Source organism: Enterobacter sp. 168J2 (assembly GCF_034107265.1).
GTDB lineage: Bacteria > Pseudomonadota > Gammaproteobacteria > Enterobacterales > Enterobacteriaceae > Enterobacter > Enterobacter nematophilus.
Genome location: NZ_JAWNEB010000001.1, coordinates 1269498 through 1288324 on the forward strand (window position 1 = coordinate 1269498; position 18827 = coordinate 1288324).

General features: G+C 54.2%; 18 protein-coding genes. 7 read left to right on the forward strand and 11 right to left on the reverse strand.

Annotation, left to right across the window (positions count from 1 at the left end; genetic code table 11):
• The first annotated feature begins 17 nt into the window (after positions 1–17).
• The 4 genes from USG84_RS06150 (at position 18) to hslJ (ending at position 3120) form a co-directional block, all read left to right on the forward strand.
• Entirely contained in the window at positions 18–1418 is a 1401-nt protein-coding gene (locus USG84_RS06150) for a cytochrome ubiquinol oxidase subunit I (protein ID WP_253542151.1), read from the forward strand.
• On the forward strand, positions 1418–2428 hold the full coding sequence (gene cydB, locus USG84_RS06155) for a cytochrome d ubiquinol oxidase subunit II (protein ID WP_253542153.1): 1011 nt from the start codon (positions 1418–1420) through the stop codon (positions 2426–2428). Before USG84_RS06150 ends, cydB begins: the two co-directional genes overlap by 1 nt.
• Positions 2428–2556: a DUF2474 domain-containing protein gene (locus tag USG84_RS06160; RefSeq protein ID WP_008501283.1), complete on the forward strand. Its 129-nt coding sequence runs from the start codon at positions 2428–2430 to the stop codon at positions 2554–2556. The genes cydB and USG84_RS06160 overlap by 1 nt, the downstream gene beginning before the upstream one ends.
• A gap of 126 nt (positions 2557–2682) precedes the next feature.
• Positions 2683–3120, forward strand: a complete 438-nt coding sequence (gene hslJ / locus USG84_RS06165; protein WP_253542156.1) for a heat shock protein HslJ — start codon at positions 2683–2685, stop codon at positions 3118–3120.
• Here hslJ and USG84_RS06170 read toward each other — a convergent pair whose 3' ends face one another.
• On the reverse strand, positions 3121–3387 hold the full coding sequence (locus USG84_RS06170; protein ID WP_061099662.1) for a DUF333 domain-containing protein: 267 nt from the start codon (positions 3385–3387) through the stop codon (positions 3121–3123).
• Positions 3388–3658: 271 nt separating this feature from the next.
• Between USG84_RS06170 and nifJ the strand changes: the two genes are divergently transcribed.
• Both nifJ and ompC read left to right on the forward strand, forming a co-directional pair.
• The gene (gene nifJ / locus USG84_RS06175) at positions 3659–7183 is read left to right on the forward strand and encodes a pyruvate:ferredoxin (flavodoxin) oxidoreductase (RefSeq protein ID WP_151413673.1); all 3525 of its coding nucleotides are present in this window, start codon (positions 3659–3661) and stop codon (positions 7181–7183) included.
• A gap of 388 nt (positions 7184–7571) precedes the next feature.
• Positions 7572–8732, forward strand: coding sequence for a porin OmpC (gene ompC, locus USG84_RS06180; protein ID WP_253542160.1), 1161 nt, complete (start codon positions 7572–7574; stop codon positions 8730–8732).
• A gap of 330 nt (positions 8733–9062) precedes the next feature.
• Here ompC and USG84_RS06185 read toward each other — a convergent pair whose 3' ends face one another.
• The 6 genes from USG84_RS06185 to USG84_RS06210 form a co-directional block, all read right to left on the reverse strand.
• Positions 9063–9140, reverse strand: a complete 78-nt coding sequence (locus USG84_RS06185; protein WP_223239581.1) for a hypothetical protein — start codon at positions 9138–9140, stop codon at positions 9063–9065.
• Between the two features lie 67 nt (positions 9141–9207).
• Positions 9208–9630 carry a GFA family protein gene (locus USG84_RS06190; RefSeq protein ID WP_253542162.1) on the reverse strand — a complete coding sequence of 141 codons (423 nt, stop codon included), beginning with the start codon at positions 9628–9630 and terminating at the stop codon, positions 9208–9210.
• A 3-nt stretch (positions 9631–9633) separates the two neighbouring features.
• The gene (locus USG84_RS06195) at positions 9634–9831 is read right to left on the reverse strand and encodes a hypothetical protein (protein ID WP_059354374.1); all 198 of its coding nucleotides are present in this window, start codon (positions 9829–9831) and stop codon (positions 9634–9636) included.
• Between the two features lie 74 nt (positions 9832–9905).
• Positions 9906–10337 (reverse strand): VOC family protein, encoded by a 432-nt coding sequence (locus USG84_RS06200; RefSeq protein WP_061098082.1) that lies wholly within the window; start codon positions 10335–10337, stop codon positions 9906–9908.
• 95 nt (positions 10338–10432) lie between these two features.
• Positions 10433–10777 carry a DUF1294 domain-containing protein gene (locus tag USG84_RS06205; RefSeq protein WP_151413671.1) on the reverse strand — a complete coding sequence of 115 codons (345 nt, stop codon included), beginning with the start codon at positions 10775–10777 and terminating at the stop codon, positions 10433–10435.
• A gap of 184 nt (positions 10778–10961) precedes the next feature.
• Positions 10962–12938 carry an alkyl/aryl-sulfatase gene (locus USG84_RS06210; RefSeq protein WP_151413670.1) on the reverse strand — a complete coding sequence of 659 codons (1977 nt, stop codon included), beginning with the start codon at positions 12936–12938 and terminating at the stop codon, positions 10962–10964.
• Positions 12939–13536: 598 nt separating this feature from the next.
• Between USG84_RS06210 and ttcA the strand changes: the two genes are divergently transcribed.
• Positions 13537–14472 (forward strand): tRNA 2-thiocytidine(32) synthetase TtcA, encoded by a 936-nt coding sequence (ttcA, locus tag USG84_RS06215; RefSeq protein WP_151413669.1) that lies wholly within the window; start codon positions 13537–13539, stop codon positions 14470–14472.
• A 42-nt stretch (positions 14473–14514) separates the two neighbouring features.
• Here ttcA and dbpA read toward each other — a convergent pair whose 3' ends face one another.
• The 4 genes from dbpA to USG84_RS06235 form a co-directional block, all read right to left on the reverse strand.
• The gene (gene dbpA / locus USG84_RS06220) at positions 14515–15888 is read right to left on the reverse strand and encodes an ATP-dependent RNA helicase DbpA (RefSeq protein WP_253542165.1); all 1374 of its coding nucleotides are present in this window, start codon (positions 15886–15888) and stop codon (positions 14515–14517) included.
• Positions 15889–15915: 27 nt separating this feature from the next.
• A complete protein-coding gene (locus USG84_RS06225; RefSeq protein ID WP_306464030.1) occupies positions 15916–16080 on the reverse strand; it encodes a hypothetical protein in 165 nt (54 codons plus the stop codon).
• A gap of 291 nt (positions 16081–16371) precedes the next feature.
• Positions 16372–17355 (reverse strand): zinc transporter ZntB, encoded by a 984-nt coding sequence (gene zntB / locus USG84_RS06230; RefSeq protein ID WP_151413668.1) that lies wholly within the window; start codon positions 17353–17355, stop codon positions 16372–16374.
• A gap of 154 nt (positions 17356–17509) precedes the next feature.
• Positions 17510–18652 carry a methyl-accepting chemotaxis protein gene (locus USG84_RS06235; protein ID WP_253542166.1) on the reverse strand — a complete coding sequence of 381 codons (1143 nt, stop codon included), beginning with the start codon at positions 18650–18652 and terminating at the stop codon, positions 17510–17512.
• Between the last annotated feature and the right edge of the window lie 175 nt (positions 18653–18827).

Consider the following 18827-nt stretch of genomic DNA (forward strand, 5'->3'; position numbering starts at 1 on the left):
ACATCGCGGAGTTTTGCATGTTTGGTTTGGATGCTTTTCACCTTGCGCGGATACAGTTTGCCTTTACCGTATCCTTTCACATTATTTTCCCGGCCATCACCATTGGCCTGGCCAGCTATCTTGCCGTGCTCGAAGGGCTGTGGCTGAAAACAAAAAATCCGGTCTGGCGCTCGCTGTACCATTTCTGGTCGAAGATTTTCGCCGTCAACTTTGGCATGGGCGTGGTCTCCGGGCTGGTGATGGCCTACCAGTTTGGCACCAACTGGAGCGGCTTTTCGCAGTTTGCGGGCAGCATTACCGGCCCGCTGCTGACCTATGAAGTGCTTACCGCCTTCTTCCTTGAAGCCGGGTTCCTCGGCGTGATGCTGTTCGGCTGGAATAAAGTGGGGCCAGGCCTGCACTTCTTCTCCACCTGCATGGTGGCGCTGGGCACCATTATCTCCACCTTCTGGATCCTCTCATCGAACAGCTGGATGCAGACCCCGCAGGGCTACGAGATCGTCAACGGTCAGGTGGTGCCGGTGGACTGGTTCGCCGTGATATTTAACCCCTCCTTCCCCTATCGCCTGATGCATATGTCGATTGCGGCATTCCTGAGCAGCGCCCTGTTTGTCGGTGCATCCGGGGCATGGCATCTGCTGCGCGGAAATAATACCCCCGCCATCCGGGCGATGTTTTCGATGGCGCTATGGATGACGCTGATTGTTGCTCCCCTCCAGGCCCTGGTTGGCGATATGCACGGGTTGAACACCTTAAAGCACCAGCCCGCGAAGATTGCCGCCATTGAAGGCCATTGGGAAAACCCGCCGGGCGAGCCTACCCCGCTGCTGCTGTTTGGCTGGCCGGACATGGAAAAGGAGCGCACCCGCTTTGGGCTGGCGATCCCGGCGCTGGGCAGCCTCATCCTGACGCACAGTCTGGATAAACAGGTTCCGGCCCTCAAAGAGTTTCCGAAGGAAGACCGTCCTAATTCCACCATCGTCTTCTGGTCGTTCCGCATTATGGCGGGCTTAGGGATGCTGATGCTGCTGCTTGGGGTCGTGGCGCTCTGGCTGCGTTATAAAAAGCAGGTTTATTCTTCACGTCCGTTCCTGTGGTTTGCGCTGCTGATGGGGCCATCCGGGCTGATTGCCATTCTGGCAGGATGGGTCACCACCGAAGTGGGCCGCCAGCCGTGGGTAGTCTACGGGCTTCAGCGAACGAAGGATGCGGTTTCTGCCCATGGCGATCTGCATATGAGCGTGAGCCTGCTGGCCTTCTTCGTCGTCTATACCTCGGTATTCGGCGTGGGCTACAGCTATATGGTGCGCCTCATCCGAAAAGGCCCGCAGCCGCATGAATCTTTCGCCACCGAGTCCGACGGACGCCCGGCGCGCCCGCTTTCTGCCGTCACAGCTGAACATAAGGAGCAGCCATAATGGGTATCGATCTTTCCATTATCTGGTTTGTCATCATCGTCTTTGCCACGCTGATGTATATCGTCATGGACGGGTTTGATCTGGGGATCGGTATTCTGTTCCCGGCAACGAAAAACGCCGACGATCGCGACGTGATGGTCAACAGCGTCGCGCCAGTCTGGGACGGCAATGAGACCTGGCTGGTGCTCGGCGGTGCCGCCCTGTTTGGTGCATTCCCACTGGCCTATGCGGTGATTATTGATGCCCTGACCATTCCGCTGACGTTAATGCTGATCGGACTTATTTTTCGTGGCGTAGCGTTTGAGTTTCGCTTTAAAGCCACGCCGGCCCACCGTCCTTTTTGGGATAAGGCGTTTATTGGCGGTTCCGTTCTGGCGACGTTTACCCAGGGCGTGACGGTGGGTGCCGTCATTAACGGCTTTAGCGTCACTGGCAGAACGTATACCGGCGGACCGTTTGACTGGTTTACCGCGTTTAATCTGTTCTGCGGAGCGGGTCTGGTGGTGGCCTACGCGCTGTTAGGTTCTACGTGGCTGGTGATAAAAAGCGAAAATGCGCTGCAGCAAAGGATGCGTGAGGTTTCGAAGGCGCTGTTGATCGTGCTGCTGGCGTTTATCGCGGCGATCAGCCTCTGGACGCCGCTGGCGCACCCGGCCATCGCTGCGCGCTGGTTTACGCTGCCGAATCTGTTTTATCTGCTGCCGGTCCCTGCCCTGGTCGTCATGTTTAGCCTCTACCAGTGGCGCTGCCTGAGTAATCCTGACAGCCATGCTCGGCCGTTTATTCTGACGCTGGGGCTGATCTTCCTCGGCTTTAGCGGGCTTGGGATCAGCATCTGGCCGCATATCATACCGCCGTCGATCACCCTGTGGCAGGCCGCCGCGCCGACGCAAAGCCAGGGCTTTATGCTGGTGGGCGCGCTGTTGATCATTCCCGTCATTCTGGTCTACACCTTCTGGAGCTACTACGTATTTCGCGGCAAAGTTCAGCATGGGGAGGGTTATCACTGATGCAACAACCTGTCTGGAAAAGATTGCTGTGGCTGGCCATTATCTGGGGCGGCAGCGTACTGGCGCTGGCAGCGGTCAGCATGCTCTTTCGCATGCTGATGACGGCTGCCGGGTTTAAATCGCATTAAACTTCATTCCGGGCAGCCCCGCGCTGCCCGGCACCGCCCCGCACTTTCAGATAAACCCCATTAACGCACCGCAGAGTATCGTTACACTGGTAAAAGATTCACAGAATTTATAATTTGAGAAGAAAAATGAAAAAGCTCATCGCGTTAAGTGTTATCAGCCTTGTCCTCAGCGGCTGCGTTAATCCGGGCAAAGCATCCGTCCAGCCGGATCGGTTGAAGAGCCACCGTTTTGTTCTGGAAAACGTGGACGGCAAGGCCGTGAAGGGCATGACAACGCAGCCTGAGATCGTTTTTAACGCGCTTCCCGATATTAGCCTCGTTGATAACATTAGCGTTTCGGGCCAGATGTGTAACCGCTTCAACGGGCAGGGAAAACTGTCCGAAGGTGAGCTAAAAGTGAAAGCGCTGGCGATGACCCGCAAACTTTGTACCGAACCACAGCTTAACGAGCTGGATCAGACCATCGGCGACATGCTGCGCAAAGGGGCGCAGGTCGACCTGACTGAAGACCAGTTAACGCTGGCGACAGCCGATAAGACGCTGATGTTTAAGCGCGCAGAATAATCAGTAACTACCGCAGCTTCCAACGGCAAGCGACTGTTCACTACAGCGTTTGCCGTTTGGCAAGGCGCACATTCCAATAGACGAACCATCAAGCTGGCGGGCAACGGACAGCGAGCCGCCAATCATGGCGCAGTTTGCCTGGCCTGAACTGGACATTGCCGCTTTCATTCCCGGCGCCACGTGGGCCGCCGTGGCCTGCTGAACAGGTTCACTGCTGCATGCCGACAATAATAGCGCTGCACACCCTACCCAAAATGCTGAACGCATGCTCTCTTCCCCGTAATTAGTGCGAAACCTAAGCATAATAGGCATCACATCCCGTGTCGTCGAGAGCGGAAGTGCGTATTTATGCGCTGCTGAAACAATTTCTCGCAATTTTTTCGCCCTAAGTTTGATCTAACCATTGATGGTGGGAATACCGAGGACACAAAAGCGAAAATCGAAAAACCCCCTGTTTGCTAGACTTAAGAGATAATATTCAGGGCTGGTCGCCTTATGACAGCCTCTCTATTTTTGCGCAATGTAAGGGTGTCGTCCTATGCAAACTATTGACGGTAATGGTGCAGTTGCCTCAGTCGCGTTTCGCACCAGTGAAGTTATCGCCATCTATCCGATCACGCCAAGTTCAACCATGGCCGAGCAGGCGGATGCCTGGGCGGGAAACGGGTTAAAAAACGTCTGGGGCGATGTCCCGAGAGTGGTTGAAATGCAGTCTGAAGCGGGGGCGATTGCTACGGTCCACGGTGCGCTGCAGACAGGCGCGCTTTCCACATCGTTTACCTCCTCTCAGGGATTGTTGTTGATGATCCCAACGCTGTACAAACTCGCGGGTCAACTGACCCCCTTCGTCCTGCACGTAGCGGCGCGTACCGTGGCCACCCACGCACTCTCTATTTTTGGCGATCACTCGGACGTGATGGCCGTGCGCCAGACCGGGTGCGCGATGCTGTGCGCCAGCTGCGTTCAGGAAGCCCAGGACTTTGCCTTAATTTCGCATATCGCCACGCTTAAAAGCCGCGTTCCGTTTATCCACTTCTTTGATGGTTTCCGCACCTCTCACGAAATCAACAAAATCGTCCCGCTGGCGGACGAGACTATCCTTGATCTGCTGCCGCAGGCGGAAATCGACGCGCATCGCGCCCGCGCCCTGAACCCGGAACATCCGGTTATCCGCGGGACATCGGCAAACCCGGATACTTATTTCCAGTCACGCGAGGCCACAAACCCGTGGTACAACGCGGTTTATGACCACGTCGAGCAGGCAATGAATGACTTTGCCGCCGCAACCGGACGCGAGTACAAACCGTTCGAATACTACGGCCACCCGCAGGCCGAGCGCGTGATTGTGCTGATGGGTTCCGCTATCGGCACCTGTGAAGAGGTGGTCGACGAGCTGCTGACCCGTGGAGAAAAGGTCGGCGTGCTTAAAGTGCGCCTTTACCGCCCGTTCTCGGCTAAACATCTGCTCTCTGCCCTGCCGGAAAGCGCGCGTACCGTGGCGGTGCTCGATCGAACCAAAGAGCCTGGCGCGCACGCGGAACCGCTGTATCTTGACGTGATGACAGCCCTCGCTGAAGCCTTTAATAACGGCGAGCGTGAAACGCTGCCGCGCGTTATCGGCGGACGCTATGGCCTGTCTTCCAAAGAGTTTGGGCCGGACTGCGTGCTGGCCGTGTTTAACGAGCTAAGCGAAGCAAAACCCAAGCCGCGCTTTACGGTGGGCATTTATGATGACGTGACGAATCTTTCCCTGCCCTTGCCGGAAAACACCCTGCCCTCGACCGCCAAACTTGAGGCGCTGTTTTACGGCCTGGGCAGCGACGGCAGCGTCTCGGCGACCAAAAACAATATCAAGATCATCGGCAACTCAACGCCGTGGTACGCGCAGGGTTACTTCGTCTACGACTCCAAGAAAGCCGGCGGTCTGACCGTTTCTCACCTGCGCGTCAGCGAGCAGCCTATCCGCTCGGCCTACCTTATTTCTCAGGCCGACTTTGTTGGCTGCCATCAGCTGCAGTTTATCGACAAGTACCTGATGGCCGAGCGCCTGAAGCCCGGCGGTATTTTCCTCCTCAATACGCCATACAATGCGGATGAGGTCTGGGCGCGCCTGCCGCAGGAAGTACAGACGGTGCTGAATCAGAAAAAAGCCCGCTTCTACGTGGTTAACGCGGCGAAAATTGCCCGCGAATGCGGCCTGGCCGCGCGAATCAATACCGTCATGCAAATGGCCTTCTTCCATCTGACCAATATCCTGCCTGGCGATAGCGCGCTGGTGGAACTGCAGGGGGCCATTGCCAAAAGCTACAGCAGCAAGGGGCAGGAGCTGGTAGAGCGAAACTGGCAGGCGCTGGCGCTGGCGCGCGAGTCGCTGTTTGAGGTGCCGCTGCAGCCGGTCAATGACGCCAGCCCGAATCGCCCTCCGGTGGTCTCGGACGCGGCACCTGATTTCGTGAAGACCGTGACGGCCGCCATGCTGGCAGGGCTGGGTGACGCCCTGCCCGTCTCTGCGCTGCCGCCGGACGGAACCTGGCCGATGGGCACAACGCGCTGGGAAAAACGCAACATCGCCGAAGCGATCCCTATCTGGAAAGAAGAGCTCTGTACCCAGTGTAACCACTGCGTCGCGGCCTGCCCGCACTCGGCCATTCGCGCCAAAGTGGTGTCACCGGAAGCAATGGAAGATGCCCCGGCCAGCCTGCACTCTCTGGATGTAAAATCCCGCGACATGCGCGGCCAGAAATACGTTCTGCAGGTCGCACCGGAAGACTGCACCGGGTGTAACCTGTGCGTTGAGGTCTGCCCGGCGAAAGACAGGCAGAACCCGGACATCAAAGCCATCAATATGATGTCGCGCCTTGAGCACGTTGAAGAAGAAAAAGTGAACTATGACTTCTTCCTGAACCTGCCGGAAATCGATCGCAGCAAGCTGGAACGCATTGATATTCGTACCTCGCAGCTGATCACGCCGCTGTTCGAGTACTCCGGCGCCTGCTCCGGCTGCGGTGAAACGCCGTACATCAAACTGCTTACCCAGCTATACGGCGACCGGATGCTGATTGCCAACGCCACCGGCTGTTCATCAATCTACGGCGGTAATTTACCGTCCACGCCGTACACCACCGATGCGAACGGGCGCGGTCCGGCATGGGCAAACTCCCTGTTCGAGGATAACGCCGAGTTTGGCCTGGGCTTCCGCCTCACCGTTGACCAGCACCGCGCGCGGGTGATGCGCCTGCTGGAACAGTTTGCCGGGGAGATCCCTGCCGATCTCAATGCCGCACTTCACGCTGAAGCAACGCCAGAGGTGCGTCGCGAGCAGGTAGCGGAGCTGCGTAACGCCCTTCAGGGGGTGGCCGGTGCTGAACAGCTTCTTACCGACGCTGACGCTCTGGTCGAAAAATCGATCTGGCTGATTGGCGGTGACGGCTGGGCCTACGACATCGGCTTTGGCGGGCTGGATCACGTGTTAAGCCTGACCGAAAACGTCAACATTCTGGTTCTGGATACGCAGTGTTATTCCAATACCGGTGGTCAGGCGTCGAAAGCCACGCCGCTGGGCGCCGTCACGAAATTTGGTGAACACGGTAAACGCAAGGCACGTAAGGATCTCGGCGTGAGCATGATGATGTACGGCCACGTTTACGTCGCGCAAATCTCGCTGGGCGCGCAGCTTAACCAGACGGTGAAAGCCATTCAGGAGGCTGAAGCGTATCCGGGGCCGTCGCTGATCGTTGCCTACAGCCCTTGCGAAGAGCATGGCTACGACCTGGCCCTCAGCCACGATCAGATGCGTCAGCTGACGGCCACCGGCTTCTGGCCGCTCTACCGGTTCGATCCTCGCCGTGCGGACGAGGGCAAATTACCGCTGGCGCTGGATTCGCGTCCGCCGTCAGACGCCCTGGCAGAGACGCTAATGCAGGAGCAGCGTTTCCGCCGCCTGAATGCGCAACAGCCTGAGGTGGCAGAGCAGCTCTGGCAAGACGCGGCAGCAGATCTGCAAAAACGGTATGGCTTCCTGGCGCAGCTGGCAGGAAAAGCCGAAAAATCCACCAGCGACTAACCCTCTGCCCGGCTCGTCCGGGCATTTTTTTGCCATAAAAAAAGCCCGATGTTTTCACATCGGGCTAATCCAGATAATTAATGAATCTCTCTTTAGTTTCCCAAATGACATTCATGATAATTATGGATAAATAATCTTAAAGGCATATAACGGAGCAGAGATTACCTGATTTAACCGCTAATTAATAATTTTTATTTAATATGGTTTATTTTAACTCATTCATAAAACAAATGACTATTACCGCAGATTTATCCGGTTTAGATTTTACTTAATTCGTAACAATTCTATTTTATTACTATTCCGCACGAGTGATTTAGCATGAGACAACTTTCTTATTCGGAAAGTTCAACAGGTAATCAAATAAAAACAACTGCAAAGGAAAATCACTATGCAAAGAAAAGTACTGGCTCTTATGATTCCGGCTCTGTTAATGGCTGGCGCCGCGCATGCGGCAGAAATTTATAATAAAGACGGCAACAAACTGGATCTGTACGGAAAAGTAGATGGTCTGCACTATTTCTCCGATGATGCTTCTAAAGACGGGGATCAAACCTACATGCGTCTGGGTTTCAAAGGTGAAACGCAGATTAACGACATGATGACCGGCTACGCGCAGTGGGAATATAACATTCAGGCGAATAACACCGAAGGGTCTGATAATCAGTCCTGGACGCGTCTGGCCTTCGCGGGTGTCAAAGTGGGTGACTACGGTTCCTTTGACTACGGCCGTAACTATGGCGTGCTGTACGACGTGGAAGGCTGGACCGATATGCTGCCTGAGTTCGGCGGCGACTCTTACACCTATGCGGATAACTTTATGACCGGCCGCGCCAACGGCGTAGCAACCTACCGTAACACCGATTTCTATGGTCTGGTGCAGGGTCTGAACTTCGCGCTGCAGTATCAGGGCAACAATGAAGGCAGTAATTGCGATGAGACGGGTTGCTCTCAGGAAGGGACTAACAACCGGACAGATAACAACATCCGCAATCAAAATGGCGACGGCTTCGGTATTTCTACCACCTATGATTTTGGCATGGGGATCAGTGCCGGTGCCGCCTATGCCTCATCTGACCGTACAAATGACCAGGTAAGCGCAGGTACTGGCGCTGCGTCTCAATATGCGGGTGGTGATAAAGCGGATGCCTGGACTGCTGGCCTCAAATATGACGCAAATAATATCTACCTGGCGGCGATGTATTCTGAAACCCGTAATATGACGCCGTACGGTTCAGGTGATAGTGAGTTAGGCGGCGGTATTGCCAACAAAACTCAGAACTTCGAAGTAACCGCCCAGTACCAGTTCGATTTCGGTCTGCGTCCGGCTATTTCTTACCTGCAGTCAAAAGGGAAAGACCTGGGCAACGGCCAGGGCGATCAGGACCTGGTTAAATATGCTGACGTAGGCGCGACCTACTATTTCAACAAGAACATGTCCACCTACGTTGATTATAAAATCAACCTGCTGGATGAAGACGACAGCTTCTACAAAAACAACGGCATCAGCACCGACGACGTCGTTGCATTAGGCCTGGTTTACCAGTTCTGATAAGTAGAGCCCGCAGCATAATGCGGGCTCCTCTTTTTGATGTTTGTCTCACAACAGCACTTTATTGCCGTATTGTTGAGGATAAGTTGAAAGAAAACGGGTTAGACTGCGCCGATATCCCCCTCTTCACTAAGGATGACAGCGTTGTTTGGTCGTATATCCATTACCATACTGACTCTTCTGGCGTGTTTATGGATGGCGTTAATCTTTGATTTTCGCGATATTGTCGGGCATCTCGGCACGCTGTTAAACCATCTGGATCGCCATTAACGGTCATTCCCATAAAAAAGCCACCAGCAGTGCCGGTGGCGGTCATACGCGTTTCGAGCGTTACTTTTTCACGGGTTGAGGCTTTTTATCCCCTGATTCCGGGGCCTCACGCGGATCGTCTTTTTCTACACAGAGCATAATTTCTCCTGTTTTAGAAACCCACTTCCCACTATAGCCAGGCTGATAAAAAAAAGGCCAGCGGTAATTAACCTTTACTGGTCTCTTTTTTGCGAAACGAGAGATAGCCAAAAACGCCGCTTTCACCATCGCTCGGGTGGTTTACGCCATCCATCACCGTCACTTCGGGGAAATCAAACGGCGACACGTTTTCAAAACAGGCGACATTCACTCCGTATTCATTTGGGTTTGAACGACGCTGATGGAACGTGTAAATCCCGCAGACCGAGCAGAAGAAATGCCGCGCCGTCCCCGTGTTGAACCGGTACTCCGTCAGCTTATCCTCACCTCTGGTCACGGTAATGCCCGACAGCGGTGCAGAGACCACAACCGCGCCCCGCATACGGCAGAAAGAGCAGCTGCAGCGCCGCGCGGTATTAAAGCCGTCAGTAAGTTCGACGGTAAATGCCACCGCACCACAATGGCACTGTGCATGACGAATGTCAGCCATCGGCTATACCCCTTTTCTCACCAGCTCGGCGGCCTTAACGAAAACCTCATCTTCCACACCATCGCCTTTTTGCCTGCCGAGCCTGACCAGTTCGTTAACAATGCTGTCACGATCGATCGTTTTTTGCGATGAAACCAGCCCTATAACGGCGGCCCCAATCGCCAGCCCCACTAATCCTGTTTGTTCGTCTTTGTTCTTCATACTCATGCTCCTGGTACAACAAACAAGCGTAGCAGGATTTTCAAAAACGCAGCGTCAGACCGTGTTCAGGCGTTTTACTGTTTCGCCTGAATTGCTGTGAGCCCGACGCGCTGGCCGTACGAGAGCTCTAAGGTATTTCCATCGGGATCGGCAAAGAATACATAGTACCCAACGGGATCGCCCAGATCTTCCGGCGCTTTCCGTAACACCCCTTCTTCGATAGCCATCGCGGTTTTTCTGTCAATTTCTTCGCGCGTGGCGCAGGCAATCCCAAGGTGGCCAAAATGCCCCAGCGGCGTATCGGTCACGGTGTCCGCCTGCACCAGAACCAGCGCAAAAGGACGCGTATGGTCAGTTAGCCACGCCACTTTACGGGCATCGGGTAGGTCGGGCTCACGCGAATGAATGACCTCCATCCCGGCATATCGGCGGTAGAAAGCAAGGCTCTTCTCCAGATCCCTGACCATAAAAGCAACATGAGTGAATCCTACGTCAATGTCTTTCATTTTAAGATGTTACTCCTGTATCAACATGTCGCAGACATCTTAAAAGCTCAAGTTAACTTGAGGTCAACGGTGAATTTGTGCGGTCCTGATGATGTTCAAAAAAGAATAATGGGACAGAAATGATAAAGCGCCGCCGTGGCTGAAATACTCACGACGATGCTCAGCAAAAACCAGGTTTTGAAGGGCTGCTTCTGCGTTTTATGGCGAAAGATCTGTTGGCCTAATATGGCGCCAGGCCACCCTCCCACAGTACCAAACACCAGTAACGTGAGCTCCGGTACCCTGCGCATCCCTTTTCGCGCGGCGGTTTTATCGACACCGTAAACGATCATCGTCAGGACATTGATTAACAGCAACCACATGGCAAAGGGATACGTGGCCAAAAAGCTGCTGATTGCAGCGATGAGCAGGAACAAAAAACAAAGGCGATTCAGAGTCATAAGGACAGCCACTGGATATTTATGCGAATTCGAAAGGCATTATACGCAGGGAGCGGCCACTATTCTGTTCAGATCTGCCTGTGTTTGAGGAATTATCAGTTTTCATCGGCCTGATGTTAACAACATGCTGACCGACAAGCGTGGAAAACGTCCCTGCGGGAAATATTTCCCGCAGGGAACGCGCTTAAGGTGTGACGATATTGAACCAGAAATCAAATTTATCCATATACCCGAGCATCGCGTCGAGTTTCGCTCCATCACCTGAAATTTTTACATCGCCGCTGTCTTCGGCCTGCTTGAGCGTAACCTCCTGCAGGATGATTTTATTCAGCGTGTCCCGATTCAGGGTCACCGTCGCATCTGCGTCCTTCGCCTCGGCGTTAGCCGTGTGGTTCAGCACGCCATTTTCCAGCTCCAGCTTATATTTGCCGCCGTCGCTGCCCAGATCGATGTTAAATACCGATTTAGCGTCCCCGGCTTTCTGGCCGTTAATATGTACCGCCAGATAATCGAAGAACATCTCTGGCGTCATGGCGCGCACGGTATCCGGGCTGGCGGTGTTTGGCGTCGGGCCTTTCACTACGCCGTTACGGAGCTCCTGGGCGCCGGTCAGGTAGAAGTTACGCCATGGCCCCGATTCAGCCTGGTAGCCAAGCTGCTCCAGCGCATCCGCTTCCAGGTTACGCGCGGCCTGGTTATTCGGGTCGGCAAACACAACTTTGCTCACGACCTGCGCAACCCAGCGGTAGTTACCCTGGTCAAAGTCGGTTTTCGCCTTGCTCAAAATGGCATCCGCACCGCCCATATACTCCACGAATTTCTTCGCGCCCTCTTCAGGTGGCAGTTCATCCAGCGTTGCCGGATTGCCATCAAACCAGCCAAGGTAAAGAACATAGGTTGCTTTCACATCATGGCTCACCGATCCGTAGTAACCGCGGTTAGCCCAGGTATGCGCCAGTGAATCTGGCAGCTTAAAGTTTGCGGCTATTTCATCCCGCGTCAGCCCTTCGTTTGCCATGCGAAGCGTCTGGTCGTTGATGTAACGATAGAGGTCACGTTGACTTTTCAGCAGTTTAACTACGTTTTCGTTACCCCAGGTCGGCCAATGGTGTTGTGCCATGATGATTTCCGCTTTATCACCCCAGCGCACGATCGCCTGGTTTATGTATTTCGACCACGGCAGCGGTTCACGAATTTTCGCTCCACGCAGTGAATAGGTGTTATGCAGGGTGTGAGTGACATCCTCGGCAGATTCGATGAGTTTCTTCTCTTCGATATACCAGAGCATTTCAGAGGGTGCTTCGGAACCCGGCGCGAGCATAAAGTCGTAGGTAAGTCCGTCGATGACCTCTTTCTGACCATCTTTCTCAATGATGTTCGTAGGAGCAATCAGCGTCACCGTTCCTGCTGATGTTGTGGTCCCCAGACCAGCCCCCACCTGTCCTTTGGCATCTGGCTTCAGCAAGTTGCCGTACATGTAGCTGGCGCGGCGGCTCATGACATTACCTGCCATGATATTTTCCGCAACGGCGGCCTCCATAAACCCTGCCGGGGCATAGACTTTGACCTTGCCGGACTTCACGTCCGCTTCATCAACCACGCCCCGCACGCCGCCGTAGTGGTCAACATGGCTGTGGGTATAAATAACGGCAACCACGGGTTTATTCCCGCGATTTTTGAAGTAGAGTTCCATACCCACTTTCGCTGTTTCTGCCGAAACCAGCGGGTCCACCACGGTAATACCCTCTTTACCTTCGATAATGGTCATATTCGACAGGTCAAGATTTCGAATCTGATAAACGCCGTCGGTAACCTCAAACAGACCGCTAATATTGATCAGCTGAGATTGACGCCATAAGCTGGGATTAACCGTATCGGGAGCTTTATCGCCTTCTTTAATAAAAGAATATTGTTGCGGATTCCAGATTATATTCCCTTGCTCGCCCTTGATAACCTCCTGAGGAAGTGGCGCGATGAAACCTTTATGAGCATTGGTAAAATCAGCGTTATCGGAGAAAGGAAGTTGATTATACAAGGCATTGTTGGCTTGCTGCGTTGCTGCTGCTGCCTCTTTAGAGGCCTCTGCCGCCCAAAGGGATGGGCTCATGGAGCCCAGAATGCCAGCTAAAGCAAGGCTCCTTACTATCATGTTGAATTTCATCAAAACCTCTCGATGTTCTGCCACAGCATATGTGGGATTTTTTAAAAAGAACTTAATGAAAGGAAGCATGAATAAATATAAGTGGTGTTGCGCAATCAGCAAGTTAACTGGCGAAAATTAACGCGTTGAATTTGTGCAGAAATGGTCTAAGCAGGGCCGTTAATTCTGTACATAATTCACCGAATAAAAAACGACAATATCATTGCCGTCATCATACAATTGTTGATGGGCAGTTCTTTCCGTTCATCAACTATTACCGAATCTTTACTGAGATCATCTCGCCGCTCTCCATCAATAGTGCTTACGCCTGTTCTTGTCAGGCTAAATCTCTCGATGCAATCCCTAAGCGTATTGAATTCGTCGCAGTAATCCGTACCATACGCGGCATGCCTACGCCTGCTGGCATTTATCTGCCAGCGCTACCCCGTCTTTCATTGCCGGTCAGAGGGGGCTTGAAAACGCGAAAAGGGTTTACGAAATTTACGGGGCAGGATAGCGGAAATGAGCCAGGATCAGATCGTCATGCCGGATGTTCGGCCGTAGATTTAGAAAGAGGTTTACCCCTATGGTGCCCTGACGCCTCCCGAGACAAATAAAAATGCCAGAGAATCAATCGAGTACAAAGAAAGAGCAATACAACCTGAACAAACTGCAAAAGCGCCTGCGCCGTAACGTTGGCGAAGCCATTGCAGACTTCAACATGATTGAAGAAGGCGACCGCATCATGGTTTGCCTGTCAGGGGGTAAAGACAGCTATACCATGCTGGAGATCCTGCGAAATCTTCAGCAAAGCGCGCCGTTGAACTTTTCTCTGGTGGCGGTCAACCTTGACCAGAAACAGCCGGGCTTCCCGGAGCACATTCTGCCGGAATACCTGGAACAGCTGGGCGTTGAGTACAAAATCGTCGAAGAAAACACCTACGGCATTGTGAAAGAGAAGATTCCGGAAGGGAAAACCACCTGCTCGCTTTGCTCCCGTCTGCGCCGCGGCATTCTCTATCGTACCGCAACGGAGCTGGGCGCGACCAAAATCGCGCTGGGCCACCATCGCGACGATATCCTGCAAACGCTGTTCCTGAACATGTTCTACGGCGGCAAGATGAAAGGCATGCCGCCTAAGCTGATGAGCGATGACGGCAAGCACATTGTGATCCGCCCTCTTGCCTACTGCCGTGAAAAAGACATTGAGCGTTTTTCTCAGGCGAAAGGGTTCCCGATCATTCCATGCAACCTGTGCGGCTCTCAGCCGAACCTGCAGCGTCAGGTGATTGGCGACATGCTGCGCGACTGGGACAAACGCTATCCGGGCCGCATTGAGACCATGTTCAGCGCGATGCAGAACGTGGTCCCTTCCCACCTCGCAGACGTTGAGCTATTCGACTTCAAAGGGATCAACCACGGTTCGGAGGTGGTGAATGGTGGCGATCTGGCGTTTGACCGGGAAGAGATCCCTGTGCAGCCTGCGGGCTGGCAGCCGGAAGACGATGACAATCAGTTCGAAGAGTTACGTCTGAACGTGCTTGAAGTGAAATAAGCGATGGGCGTCTCAGAAAGACCTTCTGAGACGCTTTATGCCTTATTTCAGCAGACGTACGCGGCAGGTTTTGCCTTTAATTTTGCCGTTTTGCAGCTGCTTCCACGCCTTATGGGCAACCGCCTGGCGAACCGCCACATACACATGTGCCGGATGAACCACAATCTTCCCGATATCCGCCCCTTCCAGACCCACATCTCCGGTCAGTGCGCCCAGCACATCCCCCGGTCGCATCTTGGCCTTTTTGCCGCCATCAATGCACAGCGTCGCCATTTCGGCCTCCAGCGGCACGACCCTGACGCTGCCCGGCGCGTTTACCCAGTTCAGCTTGATCTGCAACATTTCTGAGAGAATATTGGCGCGCTGCGCCTCTTCCGGGGCGCAGAAGCTGATGGCCAGGCCGCTGTTTCCGGCGCGGGCAGTACGACCAATACGGTGAACGTGCACTTCGGGATCCCACGCCAGCTCATAGTTCACCACCAGTGCAAGGGATTTAATGTCCAGACCGCGCGCGGCCACGTCGGTCGCCACCAGCACGCGCGCGCTGCCGTTAGCAAAGCGCACCAGCGTCTGATCGCGATCGCGCTGTTCTAAGTCGCCGTGCAGCGACAGCGCACTCTGCCCCGCCGCATTCAGGGCATCACAAACCGACTGACAGTCTTTTTTGGTATTACAGAAGACCACGCATGACGCAGGCTGATGCTGGCTCAGCAGTTTCTGCAGGAGCGGGATTTTTCCCTGCTGAGAGGTTTCAAAGAACTGCTGTTCGATGGCAGGCAGAGCATCGACGCTGTCGATCTCAATGGTGAGCGGATTTCTCTGCACGCGACCGCCGATCGCGGCGATGGCTTCAGGCCAGGTCGCAGAGAAAAGCAGCGTCTGACGATCGGCCGGCGCGAAGCGGATCACTTCATCAATGGCATCGCTGAAGCCCATATCCAGCATCCTATCCGCCTCGTCCATCACCAGCGTGCTTAAGGCATCGAGCGAAACGGTGCCTTTTTGCAGGTGATCCAGCAGGCGGCCGGGGGTCGCGACAATGATGTGCGGCGCGTGCTGGAGTGAATCACGCTGTGCGCCAAACGGCTGCCCACCGCAGAGGGTTAAGATCTTGGTATTAGGCAGGAAGCGCGCCAGGCGGCGCAGCTCACCCGCGACCTGGTCTGCCAGCTCGCGGGTCGGGCACAGCACCAGTGACTGGGTCTGAAACAGCGACGCGTCAATATGCTGCAGCAGACCAAGACCGAAAGCGGCCGTTTTCCCACTGCCCGTTTTCGCCTGCACGCGCACGTCCCGGCCTTCAAGAATGGCGGGCAGCGCGGCCGCCTGAACAGGCGTCATCGTGAGGTATCCCAACTCGTTGAGGTTGTCGAGCTGGGCGGCAGGCAGAACATTCAGGGTAGAAAAAGCGGTCACAATAGTCTCTCGTGGTCATCTTTACGGTCAGATGGCGCGTATCCTCGCAGATCTCGGGGTTCGATGCGACAATTTAATCGGTTCTTCGTCTGGCGGCGGGTCTGGCATCGGCTGCGGACGCGGAATGGGATCGGGCATCGGCACGGGATCGGTGGGGACAGGATCGGACTGACGCGAGTGTTGCAGTAGCAGAGCGAGTAAAATGCTCATCTTTCCCTCCAGGATTTGCTGTCGTCCCTTTTAGGGTAGACGCTGAGAAACAGGAGGCAAAAAAAAGCCGACTATAAAGTCGGCGTCGTACGAATCAATTGTGCTATGCAGTAATTCAAAAAAGGAAGTAAGACAATATGGAGCGCAACGCCCATCGCTTGACGTTGCATTCACCTGCGGGAGTAATATTGCACCTTACGGGGGTGATGTTTATTGACTTCGCTCAATTAAAAGAGCGTTTTAATCCCCGTAAAAGGTGAAAAAAACGTAAATTTACAGCCATTTACTACGATGCAACCACCATGCAACACCACCAATCAAAACAACTAACATGACGCAAAACGCGGTGAAGCCGTACCGATATTCGCCGCCGGGTATACCGCCCAGATTGACGCCAAAAAGCCCTGTCAGAAATGTGCTGGGTAAAAAGACCATCGCCATCAGGGACATCGTATAGGTTCTTCTCGCCAGCGACTCCTGCATCACCTGCGCGATTTCATCCGCCATCACCGCCGTTCGGGCGATGCAGGAATCAATCTCATCCAGCCCGCGCCCCAGCCTGTCAGCGATGTCCTGCATCCGGCGGCGCTGATCGTCATTCATCCAGCTGAGTCTTTCGCTGGCCAGACGGGCATACACATCCCGTTGTGGCGTCATATACCGACGCATCACGATCAGCTGCTTGCGCAATAGCGCCAAAAAGCCGCGCGGCGGGATCTGCTGATCGAGCAGATTATCTTCCAGGTCGATAATTTTATCGTGCAGCTCTTCGATAAATTCGCTCGCGTGATCGGTCAGGGCATCACAGACGTCCACCAGCCAGCTGCCGCAGTCGACCGGTCCGGTCCCCTCTTTGAGGTCGTTCACAATGTCGTCCAGCGCCAGAACCTTACGCTGGCGGGTGGAAACAATCAGCCCATCGTCCATATAGACGCGCATCGCCACCAGCTGATCGGGACGTTCATCCGTGCTGCCGTTTATACAGCGCAGGGTGATAAGCGTCCCGTCACCCATCCTGCTTACGCGAGGCCGCAGGCTTTCCCCCGCCAGCGCATCACGTACGTTGTTAGGCAGCAGCGGAGTCGAGGCCAGCCAGTCAGCGCTGTCCGGGTGGGTATAGTTCAGATGTAGCCAGCAGGGATGCTCTTTATCAATGACATCATCATCTTCCAGCGGTCGGGCACCGCCGCGACCGTCCAGCACCCACGCAAAAACTGCGTCAGGAACGTTAAGTTCAGATCCTTTAATGCTCTCCACAGCGCCTCCCCTGTTTGGCTCTTTCGATGTCAGTCTAGCTTCCATCAGGGGTTAAGCAACAACTATGTCTCGCATCGCGCTGAAATCGCTCAGGAATTGTACACGCTGTGTTTCGGGAACAAAAAAGCCTGGCATGCCAGGCTTCAGGAAGCGGTCAGAGAGAGTGCTCGGGGCGCTGATGGAACGAGACGGGGCTGGCTACTGGTGACGGAGGATGCCCCTGGTCCAGCCTGAAATTTCGGGTCCGCGTCTGCAGTTCGATCACCTGATTGCGCAGCACATCAGAGGAGCCGTTGAGCTCCTCCGCCATCGCCACGTTGCTTTGCGTGACCCGCTCCAGTTCGGACAGCGCCAGCGTGATCTGGGAAATGCCCTTCTCCTGCTCTGCGGTCGAGGTAGAAATCTCATCCATTAACCGGCTGACGTTGCCGGAGCCGGTCACGATGTCACGCATATTCTTCTCCGCTTCCGACACAACGCTGGCCCCCTGGGTGACATTACTGCTGGTAACGTCAATCAGCGTTTTGATGTTTTTCGCCGCCTCCGCGCTGCGGTGCGCCAGATTTCGGACTTCCTCTGCGACCACGGAGAACCCTTTACCGTGATCGCCCGCCCGGGCAGCCTCGACGGCCGCGTTAAGCGCCAGAATATTCGTCTGAAATGCAATGCCGTCGATCAGCGAGATAATTTCCGTCATCTGCTGCGCGCACTCGGTAATGGATTGCATATTGCTGGCAACCTGTTCCATCAGATCGCCTCCCTTGCGCGCCTGCACCGTCGCGGCATTCGCCTGCTCGCTCGCCAGCCGGGTGTTATCGGCATTGTTTCGGGTACTTGCCGCCATCTGCTCCATACTTGCCGCAGTTTGCACCAGAGAGGCAGACTGCTGCTCTGTTTTCACCGAGAGCTGAGCACTGCGGGAAGAGAGCTGATCCGACAAGGCCATGGCGTTTTGTGATGATGCCCTGATCTCGCGCACCAGCGTAGCGATGTTGCTGGAAAGGCTATTAATCCCGGGAATTAATCGTCCCGCGCAGTTATTGCCAAACTCGGGTATAGCGACGCCTAAGTTGCCTGCGGTCACTTCTTCAATACTTTTTTTCACAGTATTGATCGGCGTCACAAGAAACTTCGTCATATAACTCCAGAGCAAAAATAACGCAACGAAATTGACCAGATTAATCGAAACGAAAAGAGAAAGATTGCTGGAAAATAGAACAACGATACCTGCATTCACAAAAAAAAGGCACAGCAGGAACCAGGCAATGAAGGTCCTGACACTAATATTTCTTAGCATGATTTTACCCACAACATATATTTTGGTCGGCATTAAGATTTATAGCATTCACTTTTGCGTTTGTCCTCACATAATGCGCTGGTTTCTCGTTTCGCCGTTACCCACCCTGTATTTAGCTTAAGTCAGACAAAAAAGGTGTTTTAGTGGAAATGCCACGCCCCACATGCTGTATTGC